We start from the raw sequence: 23,814 nt of genomic DNA, 5'->3' as shown, positions 1-23,814 counted from the left end.
CCTGTTACAAATGTAGTAGTGGCCGTATTAAAGTTTTATTTTTTTGAACAGCGCCAATGATTTTTAGTAAAATTTAACATTGCTTATCAGGCTTCTATAGGTAATTCCACAAAAAAAGTAGTGCCTTCGCCTGCACTTGTATCAAACCATATCTGCCCTTTGGCCTGCTCTACAATACCTTTACACATTGCCAGCCCCAGGCCGGTACCTGATGTTTTAGTAGTAAAGTTAGGTGTGAATATTTTTGACCGCATCTCATCAGATATGCCAAGGCCATTATCCTTTACCTTTACAAGGATCTTATTTCCACGTAATTCTTCTTCTACTTCAATTATAGCCATTCTATCTTCAGGTACAGCTTGTATCGCATTTTGAATAAGGTTAGTGAACAAGCGGTTGATATGTGTGCGATCAGCATTAATTAAAACCGGGTTAGGCAATGGCGTGCAATCTAAATGCACTCTGTCGTTTACACCATATAGTTGTGTAACCACATAAAGAACTTCATGCAGGTCAAATACTTCATTACGTGGATTTCCGATATTAGCAAACTGGCTGAATTCACCCGCTATCTGGTTCAGGTGATTGATCTGTTCTACAAGTGTTTGTGCCACGCTACTGGTTAACTCCTTTACATTATCGGTATTGTTGCTGATAGCCTTTTGCAGGTATTGCAAGCTCAGCTTCATTGGCGTAAGCGGATTTTTAATTTCATGTGCCACCTGCCTGGCCATTTCACGCCATGCACCTTCTCTTTCGCTCTTTGCTAATGCAGTGGCACTCTCATCTAATTTACCCACCATCTTATTATATTCCTGTACCAGTTCTCCAATCTCATCATTGCGCTTCCAGTCGATGGCTTCGTTCATTTTACCTAGATTTACCTCTTTCATCTTATTACTGATAAAAGAAAAAGAACGGGTAATACGGTTGGTGATAAACAGTGCCACAATACCAGCAATTAAAAATATAAATGCATTCAGGTTGATGATGGTAACCAAAAAATTGGCGATCTCTAATTTTAGTTTACTCTCAGATGTATAATATGGAATATTTAAATAAGCATACTCTTTCCCTTTTTCATCAATTACCGGCACGTAATTACTCACAAAACTTAAGGAGCCAATTTTTTCTTCTTTAAAATATTGTACTTCTTTTAACTTATTGATATGATAGTAAGCCATCGGGTCCATTCTTGTACTTACAATACCAATATTGTAAGGATAAGGCAGCGAAGACACTTTTAAATTTCCATCCAGGTCATAAACATTTATATCCGCCGCATGTATCTCCGAAATTTTATTGATGGTTTGTTCCAGTTTTTCTTTAAACCCTTCGTCGTAAATCTTTATCACATCATCAAACACAGCTAATTCAGATAGCGAATTACGCACTTCATTTTCCATTACATGAATAGTACGGCTTAATCTTTCCCTGTTATTATTTTCGTACCGGCGGATAAAAAATAAAATGGTAGCAATACCAATAACCACAAAAGAGAGTATACTGATAAATATAACGGTACCGTGTATCTGGTTACGGATACTGAGTTGCCAGTAAGTCTTCATCTGCTCTTTATTTAACCGGGAACGGATGAAGACATTAATTAACCAGAATACGCCTGTAACTAATAAAAAAGAACAAAATAAATAAGAGAATAAAGTGATGGCCTCAATTAAAAAATTATCCTGTTTGGCAATAATAACCACGTTACCCGGGCCAGCTTTATACCACAACTCGTCATAATCTTTTTTCTTTCTTAACTCAAACTCTTCCTTAGGTACTTGTTGTTTGGTAAGTTTAGTTGCAAAAGCATAATCATTATGGTTATTCACCAATTGCAGGTTGCCGTACACTGCAAATGCATATACCGAAGAATTTTCGATAGCATTGTCATTTCCCCTTGAAAACAATTCGGGATAAGGCGCATCAGATTTATACTTTTTGGAACTGGCTAATATAAAAACATAGCCAAGTATCTTACCTGAAGTATCTGTAACATTTTTCCTGCTGATATAACTAAAGCGATCATACGATTCATCGTAATAATAAAGATCGGGAATACCGGTTGGCCTGCCCTGGCTGTTTAAAATAGTATTGAGTTCATTAAAGCCTACCGAATCTTTATTATACAAAGGCCGTTCCTCTCCGTCAAAACTATATATCCTTGTATCATACTTATCATTGTAGCCAGAAAAGTTACCTCCCACCAGGCTATCTTTAAATACCTGGTTGGTAGAATCATTTTTAAATTTATCAAAATTTGCGGCCAGGGTTTCACTCCTGAAATCAGTTAACAGGGTATTCATCAATGTTTCACTGGTAGGGTCAGCTTTTGTAGAAAGTGCTTCAGCATAATGTTTGCGGTTACGCAATTCCTTAATGGCATTTTCCTGAACAATTACCGCCATTATTGATAGCGAAAAAAAGAACAACCAAAAAACCAAACGGGAAGAAGAAATCCTGGTAGTTAATAAAACCAGGTAATTACTGCTAAGCAAAACCAGGAATAACAATAGCCATACTAAAAGGTATAATTCAAATGCAACAATGGTAACATTAAACCCGATGGTAAGTAATGTAAGGCCCGTTACTGCCACTATAATATACAGTGCCATAAAATTGGTAGGCGCAACAGGACGCAGCAGGTACAATAAAATCTGGCTCAGCACAAAATAGCCTATAGCAATACAACATAACACTACAAACCCGATAATACTGTAGATATTTAATGTAAAGAAATTAATTACATCAAAAGAGATTTGAGAATCAGCCACCATACTTCGGAGAATGCGGCCGCACACAAATGTAGCACCTAGAAAAATAAATGCCACTAAAACCATCAACCCCCATTTTATTAGCGGAGATTTGGGCGCAAGGATATATTTTTTTTCCTGCAGATGGTGCCGTACAAATAAAATGATCCACACAAATAAAATGGCATTGATCAACAGGTCGCCCAAAGAACGCAGCACAATATTGGAACCATATACCGAAGGATCAAACAATTCAAACTGCCGGAAATTTAATGGTATCGGGAAAAAGTAACTTAAAATACGTAACAGCAAAATAATGCCCACCAAAAAGCTTACTGCTTTCCATAACCGCTTATGCATGGCAAAATAAACAGCACAAAAATGCACAAACAAAAGAATCAATATCGTTCCTGAAATTCTTAACCAGACTGAAGCAATATTATTTTTAGGAATAAAAGTGCCTGCCTTTTTTAACAGGTAAAACAATCCCTTACCGTTTACCCCCTTCACAATTACAGCGCCGGAGTCAATCGAAATATCGTATTTGTTTTCAATCTCGTCTCCAATTACAAAGGAATTTTTTAAGTACTCGTTAGTAATCACATAATTCCATTTTACCGGTATCAATGCAATGACTGCTTCCCTGGCGGTAATTAATTTCTGCCACACGTAATAGCCATTTTGTAATTCTATAAACCCAGCCGTATCCCTGGTGTACAACAATTCATCGCTTGGTTGTACGGCCTGCGTATTCCAGAATACAGCATTATATTGCCCCAGCTCATTTAAATGGTACAGGTAAAAAAAACATTTTTTCTCTGCAAACTGTTGCAGAAAATTTTCATCATAATTTTTTGTTGCCAGCTTATTCAGCAAGCTGGTATCATTACTCTGTTTTTGAAAATCTTTTTGTTGCTGATGAATATAAGATTCTATATTTTTTTTAACTGAGTTTACTGAAGAATTATCGCTCCAGTAATTATCTACAATAAACGACAAGGTAATAAGCCACGCTGCAATTACCAGCAGGTAACTGTTTTTATATAAGAATCGTAAAAAGGTAGTATTGTTTTGCAGAAAAGTTTAGTTAACTGGTTTAATGGTTAACCCGTTTAATGGTTAATTAGTTTATTTATTGTTCGGTATTCAAATGCTTTATCCTGTTCCAGATGGCGTCCATTTCTTCCAGATTCATATCATGCAGCTGTTTACCGTCTTTTACAGCCTCCCCTTCCATCCTTGTAAAGCGGCTGATAAATTTTTTATTCGTCCGTTCCAGGGCATTTTCAGCATCTACCTGCAAAAACCTTGCAAAATTTACCAAAGAGAAAAAAACATCCCCTAATTCATCCTCCATTTTGTTCACATCGCCTGAAGCTACAGCTTCCAGCAGCTCTTTATGCTCCTCTTCTACCTTTTCCCAAACCTGTTCTTTGGTGTCCCATTCAAAGCCTACCTGCTTTGCTTTTTCCTGCAGGCGCATGGCCTTTACCATTGATGGCAATGCTTTGGGTACGCCGCTGAGCACAGAAGTTTTGCCTTCCTTTAATTTTAGTTTTTCCCAATTTCGCTTTACATCTTCTTCGTCGTTAACTTCTACATCACCATATATATGTGGGTGCCGGTGAATTAATTTTTCACAAATGCCATTTATCATTTCATCCATGGTAAACTGGTTTTGCTCAATTCCTATTTTGGTATAGAAAACGATGTGCAATAACAGGTCGCCTAATTCTTCCTTAATGCTTTTCCAGTCATTTTCAGAAATAGCATCTGCAAGCTCATAAGTTTCTTCAATGGTTAACTGCCGCAGGGTTTGTATGGTTTGCTTTTTATCCCAGGGACATTTTTCCCGCAGGTCGTCCATAATTTTTACCAGGCGTAAAAATGCATCGCCGTTTGTATTCATTGGTGTTAAATTTTAAATAGCGATAAAAAAGTAAAAACTACAAAAAGTATAGCTACAATAATAATGTTTATCAGATGCAGTAATATAAATTTAAGAATAGTCTTGCCACGCCCTTGCTGATAAAAATTGCGCATGGCTTTATAATTATAAAAGAAGATCAGCAATATCATTACAACAGAAAGGTATTCGGCCCAATGAAAACCACTAAAATGCTTTAATTTATTGAATCCAAAAATAAAAAGCAATGCTATAAATAGAAATACAAAAAAATGAATGGTGAAAATAGCATGGTTGGTATAATAAAACTGCTTTCTTCTTGAATACAGTATATTCAGCAACAATGCAAATAGTGGTAATGAAACAAATAATAACTGCGGCAGGGAATGCAGTAAATTATTGACTAAAGCAGCTGAAGCTGCTTTAGAGTCGCCTTTATATTTTTCATCGATCTCAATCTGCTTACGCACCAGTCGTTGCTCGAACCAATTATGATCTTTACCATGTGCCAATGCACTATCGTATTCCTTTTGCGTATGGTATCTTGTTGGTGTAAAATGAAATGTCATCGCAGCAGCAGCCAGGCTATCCAGGTATTTAAAATACTGCTGCTTATCATAAGCAAACTTTAAGGTGGAATCATTTTTTACAAGTGTATCCACAAATTTTTTATAGCTTACCGAATCCATTGTTGCTATAGTGGAGATTGGCACATTATTTACATCCCCGGATGTAACAATGCTTTTATCAGCATCCATATGAAATAAAGAGAAGAAGATTAAAAAAAACAGCGCCGATGCAAACACATACATTCTTATCGGGTTCAGGTAGCTGGCCCTTCTGCCTACCATATATTCTCTGCTTAAAAAACCAGGCTTAAAGATCAGCAGCTTTAGCGAACTGAAAAATTTACCATCAAAATGGGTAATATCCTGGAAAAAATGGGATACAAGGTGCCAGAAACTTTCTTTGGGTTCGATATTCTCTTGCCCGCAAATATGGCAAAAGCGGCCTTGTACCACCGCATTGCAGTTTAAACAGTTCTTTTGTTCTCTCTCTTTAAAATGGCTCAACCCTGATAATTTTGTTAAAAATAATAAAGTTTATCTGTAAGTGAGTTTATGGCATTATTTAAGTTAATAAAAGATAGTTTACTTTTGACAAACAAAAAACAACCAAAGAAAAACATCCCCATGGTAAAAGCAGTTTTCGTATTCGCAGTAGTTTTTATTTCATCCACCACCGTAAAGGCACAGTATTATTACAAAGACATTTTAAGCAATAAGCAATTAATGGCTGAAATGGCGCAACTGAAAGAGCAAAAAATAAGAACCGTAAGTTTAAAAAGCTTTGAAGACGACGGCAGCCCCAGCGAAGGATTTTTCTGTGAGCGGAAAATAAGTAAAAATTACAGTACGGTTGAAACAGAAACCAGGTCGAATGTAACAGGTGGATCTGTATTCACTTCTACTTTTAATGAAAAAGGGTACTTAACACAAACAGTAGACAGTTCTGAAATTGCCTCCAGCACTTCGTTGTATACTTACGATAACAATAATAACATTGTAAGTATTATTTCCATAGCACGTTCCAGTGACGATGATTTTAAAAATGAGATCAGGGAAGAACACATTTACGTATATGATAACAAAGGCCTGCCCGTAAAAATGACCAGGGTAAAAAATACCAGCGACAGTACACTTTTTCTCTTTTCTCCTGACGAAAGTAACAATGTAAGCATAGAAAAAAATACCAGGACCGGCGATACCTACTATTATTACTATGATACTAAGAACAGGATCACCGATGTAGTACGACTGAATAAATACAACCAGAAAATGCTGCCCGATTACATCTTTGAATACAATAATGCAGGATTAATTACGCAGATGACTGCAACCGAAGAAGGTGGGAGCTATTATTTTATATGGAAGTACAGCTACGATAATGGATTACGTACAAGAGAAAAATGTTACTCCAAAGAAAAACGTTTGATGGGTACGATTGAGTACGAATATAAATAGCCTGAGACGTGAATGATGAAACGTCAATATGCATGGTCGGTTGTGAACAGAATACCTGACTAATAAACCAATTAACATTTTATAAGTCTATTTCACCTTTCATATAGAACACACAATTGCCGGCCATAGTAACTCTTTCAGCATTCAGTTGCTGGCACCATATTTCCCCGCCACGTTTACTTAATTGCAAAGCATGCAGTTTATTTTTGCCTAACTTTTCACTCCAGAAAGGGATAAGCTGAGAATGTGCAGAACCTGTTACAGGATCTTCATCAACACCAGCACCCGGAGCAAAAAAACGGGATACAAAATCAACACAGTCAGACGGGACGTCAGACCTTGTGTTACCCGGTGCAGTAATGATCATTTTGTCAATATTTTTTTTCATTAAAGAGAAATCTGGCATGCAATTTTTCACCGCATCTTCGTTGGCCAGTTCCACCAGTATATCACGGTATTGGTATACGCCTACAATTTCCAAACCGCCCAATATCGCAGACAAATCATTGGGATAAATATCCAATCTTTCCGGTTTCCAACTGGGAAAATCCATTGTGATCAATCCCTCGTGCTGGCTAACTTTTAGTATTCCACTTTTACAACTGAACCTTATTTCAGGTTTATCAATATTCAAAATATTGAAGAGCACATAAGCACTTGCTAATGTAGCATGGCCACATAAATTAATTTCTACTTCGGGGGTAAACCATCTTATTTCATAATCGGCATCAGTGCTTTTTGCAGCTACAAAAAATACAGTTTCACTAAGGTTATTTTCTAATGCTATCTTTTGCATCAGTTCAGTATCAAGCCATTTTTGCAATGGGATTACTGCTGCCGGGTTACCACCAAAAAGTTTATTGGCAAATGCATCTATTTGATAAAGTGTGTATTTCATTTAATCTCGTCTTTATATTTTATATTGATCTGTGCATTAACAGAAAAATCTGAAGCCAGCCTTAATTCATATCTTTCCTTGCCTGCAAGAATAAGCATATAAGCAGTATTCGGAGGAATGCTCCCCAGGTTATTTGCCATTAGTTCAATATTATGAAAGCTGGAATTTTTATTTAGTGGTATGGTAACTTCATAAGGCTTTAAACTTAATGCCAACTTCTCTACTACTATTTTACCATTATCAAATACGGTAACAGTATCTCCATCAATTTCTCCATTATCGTATAAAACCATTTTAATACTATCTGCTACGGATTCTATAGTTTGTGCCAGTCTGGAAGTCCTGCTTTCTTTAATTGTTTTCAAATCAGCCATGGCCTGAAGAGCGGGCATTGTTATAGAATCTTTTACAGCTGCTGCTTTTGGAGTGGCCATCTTTTCTGTCACTACCACAGTTTTTTCCTTGTCATCATTATAAAAATAAATTTTAGTGGCAATCAATGCTGTAGTATCTATTTTATCACTGATCTTTCTGTAAGTAACAAGAATGGGTAGCCCAAAAGAAAGAATTTTAGCGCCGGCTGTCTTTGCTGCTGCCCTGCCCCGCAGGTATTCTTCATTATTTCTTTTGGAATAAGTAAGATGATAAATGCTTAATGCATGAAAAGCCGTTCTTTCAATAAAATCGGTATTCTTGCCCTTTAATTTTTTTGTAGAATCATCATACGTGCCGGTAAAATTCGCTTTACAATAACCCATACCCGTATCGTAAGTATACCCAAAGCAGGAATCATTAACCTGGAATATCACTATTTTGCAATAATTGCTGCCAGCGGTTCCTTCCCAGGTACCGGTTAAATTTTGTGCATACAAGCCACGGCTAAAAAACAATACTGTAAATACTACGGTGTATTTCAATTTCATAATAAGCTATTCACTCATCATTTCTTTTACCAACGCCACCACATCTTCTGCATTGGGTTTACTGAAATAATCACCATCGCTGCCATAACTTGGGCGATGGGCTTTACCAGTCAAAGTTCTTGGTGCTACATCTAAATACCGGTATCCTTTTTGTTCTTCCATTACTTTGTTAAACATATAGGCCGCTGCACCGCCGGGCACATCTTCATCAATAAAAAGAATGCGGCTGGTTTTTTTGAGCGATTCAACAATAGCGTGATCAATATCAAAAGGCAGTAAAGTTTGTACATCCACCACTTCGCAACTGATATTTAATTTCTCCAACCGCTCAGCTGCTTCTGAAACAATACGCAGGGTAGAACCATAACTAACCAGTGTGATGTCTTCTCCTTCTCTTATAATTTCGGGAACACCTAACGGTACTGTATAGGCCAGTAAATTGGAGGGCATTTTTTCTTTAAGCCGGTATCCATTCAGGCATTCAATCATTAAACCCGGATCGTTACCCTGCAGCAAAGTATTATACATACCAACAGCTTGCACCATATTACGCGGCACACATATATACATGCCACGCAAGGCGTTAATGAGCATCCCCATGGGTGATCCGCTATGCCAGATACCTTCCAGCCTGTGCCCACGTGTACGCACAATCAACGGACAGCTTTGCTGCCCTACCGTGCGAAAATGTGTGGTGCTTAAATCATCGCTTAAAGGTTGCAAACCATACAAGAGATAATCAAGGTATTGTATTTCGGCAATTGGACGCAATCCCCTTAAAGCCATCCCAATGCCCTGGCCCATAATAGTTAATTCTCTTATGCCGGTATCAAAAATCCTTTGCTCACCATATTTTACCTGTAATCCACTAAAACCCTGGTTTACATCACCTATAAAACCAACATCTTCTCCAAAAGCCACTACTTTTTTATTAGTTGCAAACAGTTCGTCAAAATATTTATTTAGTACTTCATAACCATTTACTGTTTTTGCTTCTTCATTGTACCATGCTTTTATAGGGGTAACCTGTAAAGCCGATTTAGGTCCTTCGTTGTATAAAAAGGTATTGTAAAGCCCTGCATTTAATGCTTTCAGTTCTGCATAATAATTGCTGATTGCAGCTGCATTTTCGCTACCGATTGTATCCAGTGTTTTTGCTAACGCTTTTAATACATCCCGGCGCATCGGCTCCCTGTTAATCGTTAATTCGCTGATGATATTTTTAATTTCAGGATCAGTAATTCCTGTAGCATTAAGCAACTCAATCGTTTTTGCTACCTGACCCTGTATTGGCGAAATATATTTTTCCCAGGCTTTTTGTTTGCCATTTTTTACATACTCCCTTGCTTCATCCTGTACATCATTTAATTCTTCTTCAGTAGCCAATGTATTTTCTACTATCCATTCTTTCATTTGTTTAATGCAATCCCATTCCTTTTCCCATGCTAATCTTTCCGGGGTTTTATATCTTTCGTGGCTGCCAGATGTAGAATGCCCCTGTGGTTGTGTGATCTCTTCTACATGAAATAAAGCAGGCGTATGCGTTTCTCTTATTTTTTGAAGTGCCGGTTCTAATACTTCGCACATGCCGGCATAGTCCCATCCTTTCAATTTATAGATCTCAATGCCGTTGCTATCTGCTTCTTTTTGCATTCCTGATAATGCTGTTGAAATAGAAGCTTTTGTAGTCTGATATTTTTTAGGAACAGAAATACCGTATCCATCATCCCATACAAATACTGCTAAAGGCACCTGCAACACACCGGCTGCATTTACCGTTTCCCAAAAATGGCCTTCACTTGTAGAAGCATCCCCAATGGTGCAAAAACAAATTTCATTGCCGTTATTACTAAGGTTGGTAAATTCTTTTAATTCTTCGGTATTACGGAATAATTTAGAGGCCAATGCTAAACCGAGCGCCCTGGGCATCTGGCTTGCAGTGGGTGCCATATCGCTACTGGTATTTTTTTGATTGGCAAGGTTTAACCATTCGCCGTTTTTATCCACATTTTTAGTTACAAAATGAGCATTCATCTGGCGGCCTGCGCTAAATGGATCATTCTCAATATGTGGATCGGAGTATAGTTGCGCAAAATACTGTTCTACATCGGTGATGCCACTGGCCAGCATAAAGGTCTGGTCACGATAATACCCGGAACGGAAATCCCCTGGCTTAAAAAACTTTGCCACTGCTACCTGGGCTACTTCTTTTCCATCACCAAAAATGCCAAATTTAGCTTTGCCGGTAAGCACTTCCTTTCGGCCGAGCAGGCTTATTTCCCTGCTTACACAGGCAAACCGGTAGTCTTTCAGCACTTCGTTTCTGAAGTTATCAAAACTAAGCTTTTCATCCAAAGCAATTTCGTTAGTGTTTGTTGTATGCATATGGCTGGTATATGATAAGGCAAAAATATAAATTATTAAAGCAGGATTGTTAATAATCTGCTAACAGATTAACAATTTACAGCGAAATTCCTCGTTTTAGTATCTTTGAGAAGCAAACTGAAAATAAAATAGCATGAAAAAAATAATTACAATCGCTTTTATTGCCTTATCGGCAGCTACAGTTAATGCCCAGCAAACCAAAATGGCCGTAACAGGAGCCCCTGCGGATACTAAACCCGTAGTAGATATGAAGCCTGTTGCAGCTCCCGTTGAAACGCTGGTTTTAAAAGAAACCGAATTTAATTTTGGCAAGATACCTCAAGGCAAACCGGTAACGCACGTTTTTGAAATCGTTAACACCGGCAAGGATTCTCTTAAAATTGTAAATGTTCAGGCAAGTTGCGGTTGCACTACTCCTGAATGGGAAAGAGATAAACCCCTGGCACCTGGTGCAACGGCTAAAATTACAGTTGGGTATAATGCAGCAGCAGAGGGACCTTTCACCAAACCTGTTACGATCACTTACAACGGCTCAGAAATTAAACAGCTGTTTATCAAAGGTGAAGTTTGGAAAACCCCAGCTTCTTCTGCTCCGGAAAATAAAAGTTTAGGCGACCTGAAAAATTAAACCATATTTAAAATCACCAAAAAATAAAACAATAATGAAAAAACTATTCTTATCACTTACTGCACTGGTTTTTGCCACTGCAATGTTTGCACAAAAAAAGGCTGATGAAGTTGCTAAATTTGCAACTGAAACTATTGACCAGGGTAAATTAAAACAGAATAATCCTGAAGAAGTAAAATTTATAGTTACTAATATCAGCAAAGAACCCCTGATCATTGAACAAGCTAATCCTACCTGCGGTTGTACGATAGGAGATTATACCAAGACTCCTATTGCTCCTGGTGCCACTGGTTTTGTTAGCGCTAAATTCAATGCTGCCAGCCTTGGTCATTTTGAAAAACACCTGACTGTAAAATTTGCAGGTGCTGATGATATTAAAAACATTGTGATCTCTGGTGACGTACTGGCTGCCGAAGAATATGACAAATGGAAAATGGAAAATCCGGCACCTGCTCTTGTTAAAGCAGCCCCGGTAGCTCCTGCAGCTAAAGTTGTAACAACAGCTGTGCCTGTAAAAGCAAAAAGCGCTACTGTTAAAAGTGTAAAAGCAAAACCTGCTACTTCTGCTAAAACAGCAACTGCATCAAAAAGCGTTAAGAGTTAAGATCATTTACAATTAATTATAATACAAAAACCTCCTTTACAAAGGAGGTTTTTGTATTTTGCACCCTGTATGAGAGAATATTTTTTTGCCTGACAAGCGTTTTTATTCTCCCAGGCGTCTATAATTATCAGGAATGGGTTAAACCGGAACAGTTTTTGGTAATTATAATTATCCTGCTTATTACATATTCATGAAACTATCTTTACTTAATAAAACTTGCTATAGAAGATCACTCCTACTAATCCTATCTGTTTTCGTAAGTGCTGTAGCGTTAGGTCAACCCATCGCAAATTTTTCTGCCAGCCCGGTAAGTGGTTGTGCTCCGTTGGCTGTTACATTCACCGATCAAAGCACAGGCGCTCCCACTGCATGGCAATGGGACCTCGGGAACGGCACTTTATCTTCTCAACAAAACCCCACCACTACTTATTTTAATTCGGGTTTATACACTATATCTCTTACTGTAACTAATGCCTCCGGAAGCAATACTTTCAGCCGCACCCAGTACATTAAAGTTGATGACAAGCCAACTGTTGATTTTGCAGCACCTAATACTTCGGGCTGTTTTCCTTTGAGGGTTAATTTTACAGACTTGTCAGCAGGGGGATCTGCTGGTATAACCAACTGGGACTGGGATTTTGGGGATGGCGTGTTATCAACAGCGCAAAATCCTTTTCATATTTATACTGTTGCTGGTAATTATACAGTTACATTAAAGGTAACTAATGGCGGGGGTTGTTCAAAAGTTGTGAGCCGGCCCAATTTTATACAAGTATCTCCTGGCGTTACAGTAAATTTCAACAATACTACACCTACACAGTGTAAACCTCCTGAAACGATCAATTTCACCAACCTTTCTACTGGTCCGGGCACACTAACCTATCAATGGGATTTTGGAGATGGCGGTACTTCTTTTGTAACCAGCCCTTCTTACACCTATCTCACTGGTGGCAGTTTTACCGTTTCCCTGATTACGCAAAGTAGTGCCGGCTGTGTTGATACTTTAACAAAACCAGCGGCAGTTATTATCAGAGATGTGGTTTCTGATTTTACCGGCCCTGCTTCCATCTGCCAGGGCGTTACAGCTAATTTTCTAAATACCTCAATACCTGCATCAGCAAGTTCTTTTTGGGATTTTGGAGACGCTACCTTCTCTGCTCTTACCAACCCCACAAAAGTGTATACTACTCCCGGCGTATACAATGTTAAACTAAAAAATAACTACGGTACCTGTGCGGATTCAATTACCAAACAGATTACTGTACTAGGTTTACCAACTCCTGATTTTAATGCACCAGATGTTACAGATTGTAATGTACCCTTTACTGTTAATTTTAATAATCTTTCTACTGGTGGTACCAGCTGGAGCTGGGATTTTGGAGATGGGGGTACCTCAACTCAACAAAACCCTTCGCACACCTATACAACATTAGGCAACTACACTGTAAAACTTGTCGCTACCGGTGCTAATGGCTGCAGCGATAGTATTACAAAAAATCAATTTGTGCAGATACAGAAGCCTGTGGTTAATATCAATGGGCTTCCTTTGGAGGGTTGTATACCTTTTACCATCAGCCCCACTCCAAATGTGAATGCAGTAGATGGCGTGGCTACATATAATTGGGATTTTGGAGATGGCGGTACATCTGCACTACAAAACCCTACACATACTTATCTTACGCAAGGCACTTACACCGTAAAATTATTTATTACCACCACAGATGGTTGTATCGATTCGTCAGTGTATATAAATGCAGTAAAAGCCGGTAATAAATCCATTGCAAATTTTAACGCTGTTCCAACGGCACAATGTGTTGGTAAAACAATTCAGTTTACCAATTTAACTGTTCCATCAGACAGGTGGAGCTGGGATTTTGGAGACGCCATTGGAACATCCACCTCACAAAACCCTATCTACACTTATCTTGATACAGGCAGGTTTTCTATCCGTTTAATTGCATGGAATAATGGTTGTCCGGATACTTTAGTGAAGACCAATTATATCACGGCACTTCCTCCTGTTGCAAGATTCACAAGTACTTTTAATTGCAATAATAAATTGCAGGTAACTTTTACCGATCAATCTGTTTTACCACAAACCTGGGCATGGGATTTTGGAGATGGGGCTACTTCAGCTTTGCAAAATCCGGTACACACTTATGCTGCGTTTGGGAATTACAATGTTTCCCTAAAAGTAACTAATGGAGGCTGCGATAATACAAAAATCATTCCTGTTTCACTATTTTCTGAAACAGCAAATTTTACTGTTGCAGATGATATTATTTGTAACAGCGAACAGGCTGTTTATGAGGCTACAGGTATGAATTTTACCAATATTGCCAGTTATTTCTGGGACTATGGTGATGGCAGTTCCAGCTTTGGTGGAGCTATAGTAGGCCACACTTATGCGTTACCCGGCCTGTATACTGTTTCTCTAACCATTACCGATACACGTGGGTGTATTTCCACAATAGTAAAACCAAACCTGCTAAGGGTATGGGGGCCTGTTGCTAATTTCTCTTTCTCCCCGATAGCAGGGTGCCGACCTTTGAATGTGAACTTTACTGACCTTACTAATACTGATGGCGTTCATCCCATCACTAATTGGCTATGGAACTTTGGAGATGGCAATATACAAAATTTCACTACACCTCCATTTAATCATATCTATACCACTAACGGATTATTTAATGCCGCCGTTACTGTAACAGACAGTTATGGTTGCAGTAATACTTTTACAAACAATAACCAGATTTTTGTATCCTACCCTAAAGCAATTTTTTCTACACCGGATTCTTTAACCTGTGTTGGTAAAAATGTAGTTTTCACAAATGCTTCTACCGGCATAGGGTTAAATTATAACTGGGATTTCGGAGATGCCACATCGTCTACTATAACCAATCCTGTTAAAGTATTTGGAGCTGATGGTGATTATCGCATTCAACTAATTGTAACAGATATCAATGGCTGTAAAGACACAGCAGCCAAACCCTCCTATGTAAAAGTGCATACTGTAAAAGCGGCTTTTACTGTAAATGATTCTCTAAGTTCCTGTGCTCCGTTCGAAGTAATTTTCACCAACACATCCTTATACTCAACAAGTGCTACATGGATTTTTGGTGATGGTACTACATCAACATTATCTAAACCGACACACTATTATTCAACACCGGGAACTTATATTGCAAGATTAGCCGTAGCCGGCCCGGGAGGTTGTGTAGACACGGTGAACAAAACAATAATACTATACCCTTCCACAGCAACATTAACCTACACTCCGCTAGCAGGTTGCTCACCTTTGCCGGTTAGCTTTCATGTTTCTACGCCTGGTCCGGTTAAATACTTATGGGATTTTAATGATGGCAATACCTTAGCTACTACCGATTCAAACCTGGTGTACAACTATTTATTACCCGGGCAATTTATACCCAAAGTAATTTTAGAAGACCAAACAGGTTGCCAGATTCCTGTAACAGGTACTGATACTATTAAGGTTACCAAAAGCTATGTAAATTTTGGTGTGGATGACTCTCTTTTTTGCGATGCAGGTATAGCAAACTTTTCCGACTCCACCACCAGTAATGGTATTATTACTGCTTATGATTGGAATTTTGGAGATGGAGGTACTTCCACCATCCAAAACCCATCACACAATTATACAACTACCGGTTTATATACCGTGCGGTTAATTGTAACTACGGCTAATGGTTGCAGTGATACTGCTATCAAAACCAATTATATTAAAGTGGTTGCTTCTCCTGTAATTGATATTGCGGGAAATGTGCCTATTTGTATGCAGAGTAAACTATTATTTAAAGGAATAGTGGTGCAGCCAGATACATCTAAAATTACCTGGTACTGGGATTTTGGAAATGGCAAAACATCTATTACGCAAAATCCTCTGCCACAGCGCTACGACACTGCAGGTAATTATCCATTACGATTGATTGTAACCAATAGCAGTGGCTGTGCAGATACAGTTGACAGAACTGTAGTGGTTTATCCTTTACCCCAGGTTGATGCAGGGCCAAATAAAATTATCGGCGTAGGGTCATCGGTAGCAATTATACCAACCGGTTCACCAGTGGTGGATTACCTGTGGAGCCCTGCTATTGGCTTATCCTGTACTTCCTGTTACAACACCATTGCTTCGCCCAAAAACACCACTACTTATACTATTAAAGTTACAGATGCTAATGGCTGTATCAATACCGATAACATTACTATCATTGTTGTTTGTAATGATAAAAACGTATTTATACCAAATACATTTTCACCTAATAATGATGGTGTAAATGATGTGTTTTATCCACGGGGCACCGGCTTGTTTGCCATACAGAGTATGCGTATTTTTAATCGCTGGGGAGAAATGGTTTTTCAAAAAGCCAACTTGTTCCCAAATGACCCTGCTGCAGGATGGAATGGAAGGTACAATGGCAGATTACAGAACTCGGACGTTTATACTTACATTATTGAAATTATTTGTGAGAACAGCCAACTGCTCACTTACAAAGGAAATATCACCCTGATTCAATAATAATTATGCAAAAAAACCGTTTACAGCATACTACAGTTGCACTAACAACAAAATCAAGCACTATGAACAAAGGTTTTTATAAACCTTTATGGAGTTTTTTATTACTGCTTATACTTAGCAGTAAAGCCTATACACAAGACATTCACTTTTCGCAATTTTTTGAAACCCCGTTACTTAGAAACCCCGCTTTGGCCGGCATTTTCAGCGGCGATATAAGGGTACAGGCAGTTTACCGCAACCAATGGAACAGCGTTACCACGCCTTATCAAACCGGCTCATTTAATGCAGAGTATAAAAAACCCGTTGGGAAAGGGGATGACTTTTTAACAATTGGCGGAGAGATATTATATGATAAAGCCGGAACAGTTGCGTTGCAATCAACTCATATATTACCGGCACTTAATTATCACAAATCTTTAAGTGGAGAGAAGAATCAATATCTCTCCTTAGGTTTTATGGGAGGATGGGTACAACGTAGTATTGACAGGAGTAAGATCACCACCAATAGTCAATACGACGGCACAGGCTTTAACCCGGGTTTATCAACAGGGGAAACTTTCCCAAGGAATTCCTATTCTTATTTAGATGCCAGTGTAGGCATGAGTTTTAATAGCCAGATTGGCGAAAATGCGGATAATAATATTTACCTGGGTGTTGGTTACCACCATTTTAATAAAGCTACCAAAGTATCTTTTTACGGCAATCCCAATTATGAGATGATCCCGAAATGGATAGGTTCTCTCGGTGTAAGAATGAACATTAATGAATACTCATTCTTTACTTTATTAGGCGATTATTCTAAACAAGGAAGCTTCACTGAAACCATGGCCGGTGCTTTATACTCCTGGAGATTAGATGACATTGAAGATCCAAAATACCTTTTGCATGCAGGAGCATTCCTGCGCTGGAAAGATGCTTTGATACCCGTGGCAAAATTAGAATTTAAACCCTTTGCTGTTTCTGTTAGTTATGATGCCAATATATCACAATTGAAAACTGCCAGTAGCGGCCGTGGTGGTTTTGAACTGGGCCTGACCTACCAAAAATATCTTGACAGAAATAATACAAGTGCTAATGCTGTACGCTGTCCCCGTTTTTAAATAATTTATAATCAAAAAGCAAAAGCCTCCTGATTACCGGGAGGCTTTTGCTTTTATGATCTTTTAAAATTTGATTATTTGCCCGGGCATTTATTTAATGCGAATTATAATCTTGCTTGATAAAAATTATAATCTCATAGTTAATATCTATTTTTATAGTATGACCATTACACAATTAGAATACATCGTTGCAGTGGATACACACCGTCATTTTGCTACTGCAGCTGAGCATTGCTTTATAACACAGCCTACATTAAGCATGCAGATTCAAAAGCTGGAAGAAACGCTGGGTAGTAAAATTTTTGACCGCAGCAAACAACCTGTTATTCCTACAGAGATTGGCGAAGAAATTATTCAGCAGGCAAGGATTGTTTTAAATGAAGTAAAAAAGATCGATCAGCTCATTAGTGATAAGCAAGGGATTTTGCAGGGCGAATTAAAAATTGGTATTATCCCTACCCTGGCACCGTATTTATTGCCGCTTTTTTTACAACCTTTTTTAAAAAAATACCCAGATGTTACCATTAAGGTGAAAGAAATGACCACTGATATTATTGTAGAGAAATTAAAAACAGGAAGAATTGATGCAGGCTTATTGGTTACACCTTTGCAGGAAGCCAGTATAACAGAGTATCCCCTATTTTATGAGGAACTGGTAGCATATGTATCTAAAAAAAATGCCGCTTATAAAAAAACTTATGTGCTGCCTGATGATATTGATCTGAAAGAATTGTGGTTGCTGGAAGAAGGTCATTGTTTCCGTTCGCAGATCATTAATTTATGTGAGCTTAAGAAGCAAACCAAAGAACAAAGTAATTTTGAATACGAAGCCGGCAGTGTGGAAACATTGAGAAAAATGGTGGAACTTAATAACGGTGTAACCATTTTACCGGAACTGGCTACACTTGATTTTTCTACCAAACAGACCAATATGATACGGCATTTTAAATCTCCTGCACCAGTGAGGGAAGTGAGCCTGGTTACACATAGAGACTACATCAAGAAAAAACTGGTTGATGTTTTAAAAGAAGAAATCATTGCCATACTACCACCGAAACTGGTATTGAATAAAAATAAAAACCTGGTAAAAATATAGCCACAGATTACACAGATTTCCACAAATCAGAACCTGCTCTGTTTGCAAAACATGTGTAATCTGTAGCGAAAAAATTATTTATCCTCTCCGGTAAGTTTCCAGACTATTGCAGCCGCAACGCCACCAACAATTGGCGCTACAATAAATAACCATAACTGCGATAAAGCTTTTCCTCCTGCAAAAACAGCCGGTCCAAAACTACGTGCCGGATTTACAGAAGTACCGGTAATTGGTATAGCCACCATGTGAATTAATACCAGGGTTACCCCAATGGCAAGACCTGCCATAGTACCATTACCATGTTTTGAAGTAACATTAAAAATAACATACAGAAATAAAAAGGTAAGTGCCGCTTCTGTAATAAAAGCAGCAACCATGTTATAGTTACCCAGGTATCCTTCTCCCCAACCATTAGAGCCTAATGCCCACTCTCCCATTTTAAAATTGCCTTGGCCAGATGCAATAAGGTATAAGATACCAGCACCGGTAACTGCGCCAATAAATTGAGCAACAACATAACCTGCCGCATCTGTACTGCTTATTTTACCGGCAACAAGCATGGCAATGGTAATTGCCGGGTTAATATGGCAACCCGAAATTCCGCCAATGGTATAAGCCATGGCCACTACCGCAAGGCCAAAAGCTAGCGATATGCCCAGTAAGCCCAGGCCGGCAGGTCCGCCATCTACATTACTACCTGAAATTACCGCTGCTCCGCAGCCAAAGAGTACCAGGCTCATAGTGCCAATAAATTCTGCAAAATACTTTTTCATATGAAAACTGTTTTAGGTTGAAACTTTTAGTCGGTTAAGTAAACTAAAAGGATGCAAATGGTGTTAACAATTTTTGCACCGTTATCTTTACAAAAAATAAAACACACTTACCATTATGGCAATTGAAATTGGACAAGCAGCTCCGGATTTTAGTTTATTTGATACAACAAAAACCAAAGTAACCCTTAGCGAACAAAAAGGAAAAAATGTCTTGCTTTTGTTTTTTCCGCAGGCTTTTACAGGGGTATGTACTAAAGAATTATGCGCTATCAGAGACGATATTGCAAAGTACAGCAACGTAAATGCTGAAGTATTTGGCATTTCCGTTGATTCGGTTTTTACTTTGGGCAAGTTTAAGGAAGACCAGCACTACAATTTTCCTCTATTAAGCGATTTTAATAAGGAAGTATCTGCTGCTTATGACACTATTTATACCGACTGGATACTGGAGATGAAAGGTGTAAGCAAGCGTTCGGCATTTATTGTTGATAAACAAGGAGTTATTCAATATGCACAAGTACTTGAATCTGCCGGAGATTTACCCGATTTTGAGGCAATAAATAATAAACTAGGGCAATTAAATAGCTGATCTGAGCGTTAGCAACCCGGAGGGCCTGCTCTCCGGCCTTTTTTAACAAAAAATGGCACTTTTTTTGGCATAATAATTTATTGATAATTTCAGTATGTTTTATTAACTTTACTGTATTGAAACAAATTTTTTACATATTTATTTTAATTATTGGTTTAAACTTTACTTCTTCTGCACAAAATAAGACTTCCGCACAGGACGATGGTGCTGCAAAGTTGATAAAGCTTTACCCGATACCTGCTACCACAGCAATCACTTTTGATTTTGTGAGTGGTTATGATAAATCATTCTCTTTTGAGATCTATAATTTTACAGCTAAAAAAGTGTACGAATTAAAGAATCCTCCTCAAAAAATAATTCTTCCATTAACTGATTACTCCAGAGGTTTTTATTATTACCAGCTTCGTGATAAAAACGGAAGGCTTATTGAAACCCAAAGATTTTTGGTGATCAAATAATTTCACTTTTATTTATTGTTCCGTTGTTATTATCAAGTATAATTACTTGTGCTGTACATTATATTTCAGATTGGATAGATCAATCTATTGCAATAGGTAATAATGCTGCAAGATCTTCAACTTCGTCATCGCTGAATAATTTTGATGCGATATAAAACCTCACACCCAATGGTATTTCTAACGAAAAACTGCTTCCTCTTCCTGGTGTAACATCTAAAGTAAGTTGTGTATGTTTCCAGTATTCAAACTGATCTGCACCCATATAAAATTTACAGTCAGCAATTATACCCAAACAAACATCACTATTACCCACTTTAAACTCTCCCGCTGCAAAGCACATCGGTTGGCTGCCATCACAACAGCCACCACTTTGATGAAACATCAGAGGCCCGTGCATTTTCTTTAATCGTTCAATCAATGCTACTGCGGCATCGGTTGCTACAACTCTTTCTACAGCCATAAATAATTTTTTAAAAGAAAACAGTGACTCAAAGCCACCGTTCTCAGTATTGAATTTTAGTTTAGAAAAAGCCTAGTTTTTGTTTGCTATAAGAAACCAGCATATTTTTTGTCTGGCGATAATGATTCAGCATCATCTTATGCGTTTCTCTGCCAAAGCCTGATTTTTTATAACCACCAAAAGGCGCATGTGCAGGGTAATGATGATAACAGTTTACCCAAACCCGGCCAGCTTGTATTGCCCTTGGCACCTGGTATAATTCATGCGCATCCCTTGTCCACACACCGGCACCTAAACCATATAACGAATCATTGGCAATGGCAATAGCTTCTTCGGTAGTTTTAAATGTAGTAACTGCCACAACAGGCCCAAATATTTCTTCCTGGAAAATGCGCATTTTATTATGCCCTTTAAAAATAGTTGGCTTAATATAATACCCATGTTCCAGTCCGCTGTTCTGGTGAAAAGCTTCGCCGCCACATAATACCTGCGCACCTTCCTGCTTACCAATATCCAGGTAGCTTAATATTTTCTGATATTGATCTTCAGAAGCCTGTGCGCCCATCATTACAGTACCATCTAAAGGATTACCTAATTTGATTGCGTTGGTACGTTGTATTACCCGCTGCATAAATTTTTCGTAGATATTTTCATGCACTAAAATTCTTGATGGACAGGTACACACTTCGCCCTGGTTTAATGCAAACATTACTGCACCTTCAATTGCTTTATCAAAAAATTCATCGTCCGCATCTGCAACCGATTCAAAGAAAATATTAGGGCTCTTACCACCTAATTCCATTGTTACCGGAATTAAATTTTCAGAAGCATATTGCATGATCAATCTTCCGGTTGTTGTTTCGCCGGTAAAAGCAACTTTATTAACTCTTGGCGAAGATGCCAGGGGTTTACCAGCTTCCACACCAAAACCAGTAACAATGTTCAGTACGCCTTTAGGTAAAATATCGCCTATCAATTCCATCAACACCATAATGCTTGTAGGTGTTTGTTCAGCCGGTTTTACTACAACAGTACAACCTGCTGCTAATGCCGGCGCAATTTTCCATGTGGCCATTAACAGAGGAAAATTCCAGGGAATAATTTGTCCTACCACACCAATAGGTTCATGTAAATTAATGCTCACTGTAGTATCATCATGTTCGCTGATAGTACCTTCTTCGCTACGGATAACACCTGCGAAATAACGAAAGTGATCCACTACCAACGGAAGATCTGCTGCCCTCGTTTCTCTTAATGCTTTTCCATTATCAATAGTTTCTACAATGGCAAGATATTCCAGGTTATCTTCTACCGCCTGCGCAATTTTTAATAGCAGGTTACTGCGATAAGCCGCTGCAGTTTTGCTCCAGGTTTTAAAAGCTTCTGTAGCAGCATCAATTGCTTTATCAATGTCTTTTGCATTGCCTCTTGCGGCTTGTGTGAATACTTTTCCATCAATGGGAGATACATTGTCAAAATATTCACCACTATCAGGAGCCAACCATTGACCGTTAATGTAATGATCATATTTTGTTTTGAATTGGGGACGAGCTGCTACAGCAGATTTTGGTGCAGCTGTTGTTTCTGTACTCATATACAAGCGTTTTAATCGTTAAATAATACCCTAATTTCGATATACCTGTACCGGTACAACTGTATTTTAGTGTTTTTTTATAGCACAATTGTACCAAATCATTGTTTGGATTACCGGAAATCTGTATTATTGAATCCTAAACGGAAGTTGCATTGCCTGTAAAAAATCATTTACAAAAAATTAACCTTACGCATCCAAAGTATTTGCAAACCCTGGTGGAAAACCGCCGCATCTTTAATTTAAACAATTGCGAGCTGAATGTATTTGAAAGCTACCAGGAAACTTATCGGGTACCCCTTACATTTAGTGACTTTGTAATTACCAGCATGGTGAGAGGAAAAAAGGTAATGCACTTGTTTGATAAACCGGCTTTTGATTATTTACCCGGCGAAACAGTGATCGTTCCGGCTAATGAAACAATGGTAATTGATTTTCCCGAAGCAGAAACAGCAAACCCTACCCAATGCATTGCCCTTGCTGTTGATGAACAATACATGAATTCCACTTTACATTACCTGAATACATTTTACAACAGCGATAAAGAAGATGCCCACGAATGGAAATTACAGTTCAATAAATATCATTTTGATAATGATACTGAAGTAACGGGTTTAATCAACAAACTGATTCGTGTGTGTAGTGGTACCGATAAAGCTAAAAATATTTTTGCAGACCTTAACCTGAAAGAATTACTTATACGCCTGGTGCAAAGCCAGTACCTGCAACAGGTAAGTACGGAAATTGAAAATAATACTAATCACAACCGGCAGCATTATGTATTGCATTATATTCACGAACACCTTACAGAAAAAATTGCAATAGATATTTTGTGTCGCAAAGCCTACCTCAGCCGCAATATGTTTTTCATCTGGTTTAAAGAGCAGTTTGGTATTACACCATTAGAATACATCAACAAAGAACGCATTAAATTAGCCAAACAATTATTAGCCAATAAACGTAATACCGTTACCAGTGTAAGTAATCAATGTGGCTTTGGTGATGTAAATTATTTTGTACGATTATTCAAAAAATCAGAAGGCATTACGCCTGGTATATATCAAAGTTGCATGAACTGAGTTCAAC

General features: G+C 38.2%; 18 protein-coding genes. 9 read left to right on the top strand and 9 right to left on the bottom strand.

Annotation, left to right across the window (positions count from 1 at the left end; translation table 11 throughout):
• Positions 1-86: 86 nt before the first annotated feature.
• The 3 genes from ACQ334_RS05505 to ACQ334_RS05495 form a co-directional block, all read right to left on the bottom strand.
• Complete coding sequence (locus ACQ334_RS05505; RefSeq protein WP_430987167.1) at positions 87-3,755, bottom strand: ATP-binding protein; 3,669 nt, start codon at positions 3,753-3,755, stop codon at positions 87-89.
• 133 nt (positions 3,756-3,888) lie between these two features.
• Positions 3,889-4,665, bottom strand: a complete 777-nt coding sequence (gene mazG / locus ACQ334_RS05500) for a nucleoside triphosphate pyrophosphohydrolase (RefSeq protein ID WP_430987166.1) — start codon at positions 4,663-4,665, stop codon at positions 3,889-3,891.
• A gap of 5 nt (positions 4,666-4,670) precedes the next feature.
• Positions 4,671-5,735, bottom strand: coding sequence for a DUF3667 domain-containing protein (locus ACQ334_RS05495; RefSeq protein ID WP_430987165.1), 1,065 nt, complete (start codon positions 5,733-5,735; stop codon positions 4,671-4,673).
• Between the two features lie 120 nt (positions 5,736-5,855).
• On the opposite strand from ACQ334_RS05495, the gene ACQ334_RS05490 reads away from it, so the two are divergent.
• Positions 5,856-6,686 (top strand): hypothetical protein, encoded by an 831-nt coding sequence (locus ACQ334_RS05490; RefSeq protein ID WP_430987164.1) that lies wholly within the window; start codon positions 5,856-5,858, stop codon positions 6,684-6,686.
• A gap of 79 nt (positions 6,687-6,765) precedes the next feature.
• On the opposite strand, the gene ACQ334_RS05485 is transcribed toward ACQ334_RS05490, so the two are convergent.
• Genes ACQ334_RS05485 through ACQ334_RS05475 form a run of 3 tightly spaced genes read right to left on the bottom strand, consistent with a single transcriptional unit; the run spans position 6,766 to position 10,892 of the window.
• Positions 6,766-7,584, bottom strand: coding sequence for a PhzF family phenazine biosynthesis protein (locus ACQ334_RS05485; protein ID WP_430987163.1), 819 nt, complete (start codon positions 7,582-7,584; stop codon positions 6,766-6,768).
• Positions 7,581-8,507, bottom strand: a complete 927-nt coding sequence (locus ACQ334_RS05480) for a hypothetical protein (RefSeq protein ID WP_430987162.1) — start codon at positions 8,505-8,507, stop codon at positions 7,581-7,583. Before ACQ334_RS05480 ends, ACQ334_RS05485 begins: the two co-directional genes overlap by 4 nt.
• Before the next feature lie 6 nt (positions 8,508-8,513).
• A complete protein-coding gene (locus ACQ334_RS05475) occupies positions 8,514-10,892 on the bottom strand; it encodes an alpha-ketoacid dehydrogenase subunit alpha/beta (RefSeq protein ID WP_430987161.1) in 2,379 nt (792 codons plus the stop codon).
• Between the two features lie 133 nt (positions 10,893-11,025).
• Here ACQ334_RS05475 and ACQ334_RS05470 point away from each other — a divergent pair, with 133 nt between their 5' ends.
• The 5 genes from ACQ334_RS05470 to ACQ334_RS05450 all read left to right on the top strand — a co-directional run bounded on the left by ACQ334_RS05470 (position 11,026) and on the right by ACQ334_RS05450 (position 18,857).
• Complete coding sequence (locus tag ACQ334_RS05470) at positions 11,026-11,520, top strand: DUF1573 domain-containing protein (RefSeq protein ID WP_430987160.1); 495 nt, start codon at positions 11,026-11,028, stop codon at positions 11,518-11,520.
• Positions 11,521-11,554: 34 nt separating this feature from the next.
• Positions 11,555-12,124, top strand: a complete 570-nt coding sequence (locus ACQ334_RS05465) for a DUF1573 domain-containing protein (RefSeq protein ID WP_430987159.1) — start codon at positions 11,555-11,557, stop codon at positions 12,122-12,124.
• Positions 12,125-12,314: 190 nt separating this feature from the next.
• Complete coding sequence (locus tag ACQ334_RS05460; protein ID WP_430987158.1) at positions 12,315-16,661, top strand: PKD domain-containing protein; 4,347 nt, start codon at positions 12,315-12,317, stop codon at positions 16,659-16,661.
• A gap of 62 nt (positions 16,662-16,723) precedes the next feature.
• Complete coding sequence (locus ACQ334_RS05455) at positions 16,724-17,761, top strand: PorP/SprF family type IX secretion system membrane protein (RefSeq protein WP_430987157.1); 1,038 nt, start codon at positions 16,724-16,726, stop codon at positions 17,759-17,761.
• Between the two features lie 160 nt (positions 17,762-17,921).
• Positions 17,922-18,857, top strand: coding sequence for a hydrogen peroxide-inducible genes activator (locus ACQ334_RS05450; RefSeq protein ID WP_430987156.1), 936 nt, complete (start codon positions 17,922-17,924; stop codon positions 18,855-18,857).
• Positions 18,858-18,931: 74 nt separating this feature from the next.
• Here the strand turns inward: ACQ334_RS05450 and aqpZ are convergent, their stop codons facing one another.
• Positions 18,932-19,630 carry an aquaporin Z gene (gene aqpZ, locus ACQ334_RS05445; RefSeq protein WP_430987155.1) on the bottom strand — a complete coding sequence of 233 codons (699 nt, stop codon included), beginning with the start codon at positions 19,628-19,630 and terminating at the stop codon, positions 18,932-18,934.
• Between the two features lie 115 nt (positions 19,631-19,745).
• Between aqpZ and ACQ334_RS05440 the strand changes: the two genes are divergently transcribed.
• Together ACQ334_RS05440 and ACQ334_RS05435 are read left to right on the top strand one after the other, a co-directional pair.
• Positions 19,746-20,219, top strand: coding sequence for a redoxin domain-containing protein (locus ACQ334_RS05440; protein WP_430987154.1), 474 nt, complete (start codon positions 19,746-19,748; stop codon positions 20,217-20,219).
• 116 nt (positions 20,220-20,335) lie between these two features.
• Positions 20,336-20,677: a T9SS type A sorting domain-containing protein gene (locus tag ACQ334_RS05435; protein WP_430987153.1), complete on the top strand. Its 342-nt coding sequence runs from the start codon at positions 20,336-20,338 to the stop codon at positions 20,675-20,677.
• A gap of 79 nt (positions 20,678-20,756) precedes the next feature.
• On the opposite strand, the gene ACQ334_RS05430 is transcribed toward ACQ334_RS05435, so the two are convergent.
• Both ACQ334_RS05430 and ACQ334_RS05425 read right to left on the bottom strand, forming a co-directional pair.
• On the bottom strand, positions 20,757-21,137 hold the full coding sequence (locus tag ACQ334_RS05430; protein WP_430987152.1) for a DUF779 domain-containing protein: 381 nt from the start codon (positions 21,135-21,137) through the stop codon (positions 20,757-20,759).
• A 61-nt stretch (positions 21,138-21,198) separates the two neighbouring features.
• The gene (locus tag ACQ334_RS05425) at positions 21,199-22,731 is read right to left on the bottom strand and encodes an aldehyde dehydrogenase family protein (protein ID WP_430987151.1); all 1,533 of its coding nucleotides are present in this window, start codon (positions 22,729-22,731) and stop codon (positions 21,199-21,201) included.
• 152 nt (positions 22,732-22,883) lie between these two features.
• On the opposite strand from ACQ334_RS05425, the gene ACQ334_RS05420 reads away from it, so the two are divergent.
• Positions 22,884-23,807, top strand: a complete 924-nt coding sequence (locus ACQ334_RS05420; protein ID WP_430987150.1) for an AraC family transcriptional regulator — start codon at positions 22,884-22,886, stop codon at positions 23,805-23,807.
• Positions 23,808-23,814 lie beyond the last annotated feature (7 nt).

Source organism: Ferruginibacter sp. SUN106 (genome assembly GCF_050611765.1).
Lineage (GTDB): Bacteria > Bacteroidota > Bacteroidia > Chitinophagales > Chitinophagaceae > Ferruginibacter.
This window is presented reverse-complemented; position numbering and strand designations above follow the sequence as displayed.

Coding starts and splice junctions, on each gene's coding strand:
- mazG (WP_430987166.1), bottom strand. CDS start 4,665: ATGAATACAAACGGCGATGCATTTTTACGCCTGGTAAAAATTATGGAC.
- ACQ334_RS05490 (WP_430987164.1), top strand. CDS start 5,856: ATGGTAAAAGCAGTTTTCGTATTCGCAGTAGTTTTTATTTCATCCACC.
- ACQ334_RS05485 (WP_430987163.1), bottom strand. CDS start 7,584: ATGAAATACACACTTTATCAAATAGATGCATTTGCCAATAAACTTTTT.
- ACQ334_RS05480 (WP_430987162.1), bottom strand. CDS start 8,507: ATGAAATTGAAATACACCGTAGTATTTACAGTATTGTTTTTTAGCCGT.
- ACQ334_RS05475 (WP_430987161.1), bottom strand. CDS start 10,892: ATGCATACAACAAACACTAACGAAATTGCTTTGGATGAAAAGCTTAGT.
- ACQ334_RS05470 (WP_430987160.1), top strand. CDS start 11,026: ATGAAAAAAATAATTACAATCGCTTTTATTGCCTTATCGGCAGCTACA.
- ACQ334_RS05465 (WP_430987159.1), top strand. CDS start 11,555: ATGAAAAAACTATTCTTATCACTTACTGCACTGGTTTTTGCCACTGCA.
- ACQ334_RS05460 (WP_430987158.1), top strand. CDS start 12,315: ATGAAACTATCTTTACTTAATAAAACTTGCTATAGAAGATCACTCCTA.
- ACQ334_RS05455 (WP_430987157.1), top strand. CDS start 16,724: ATGAACAAAGGTTTTTATAAACCTTTATGGAGTTTTTTATTACTGCTT.
- ACQ334_RS05450 (WP_430987156.1), top strand. CDS start 17,922: ATGACCATTACACAATTAGAATACATCGTTGCAGTGGATACACACCGT.
- aqpZ (WP_430987155.1), bottom strand. CDS start 19,630: ATGAAAAAGTATTTTGCAGAATTTATTGGCACTATGAGCCTGGTACTC.
- ACQ334_RS05440 (WP_430987154.1), top strand. CDS start 19,746: ATGGCAATTGAAATTGGACAAGCAGCTCCGGATTTTAGTTTATTTGAT.
- ACQ334_RS05430 (WP_430987152.1), bottom strand. CDS start 21,137: ATGGCTGTAGAAAGAGTTGTAGCAACCGATGCCGCAGTAGCATTGATT.
- ACQ334_RS05425 (WP_430987151.1), bottom strand. CDS start 22,731: ATGAGTACAGAAACAACAGCTGCACCAAAATCTGCTGTAGCAGCTCGT.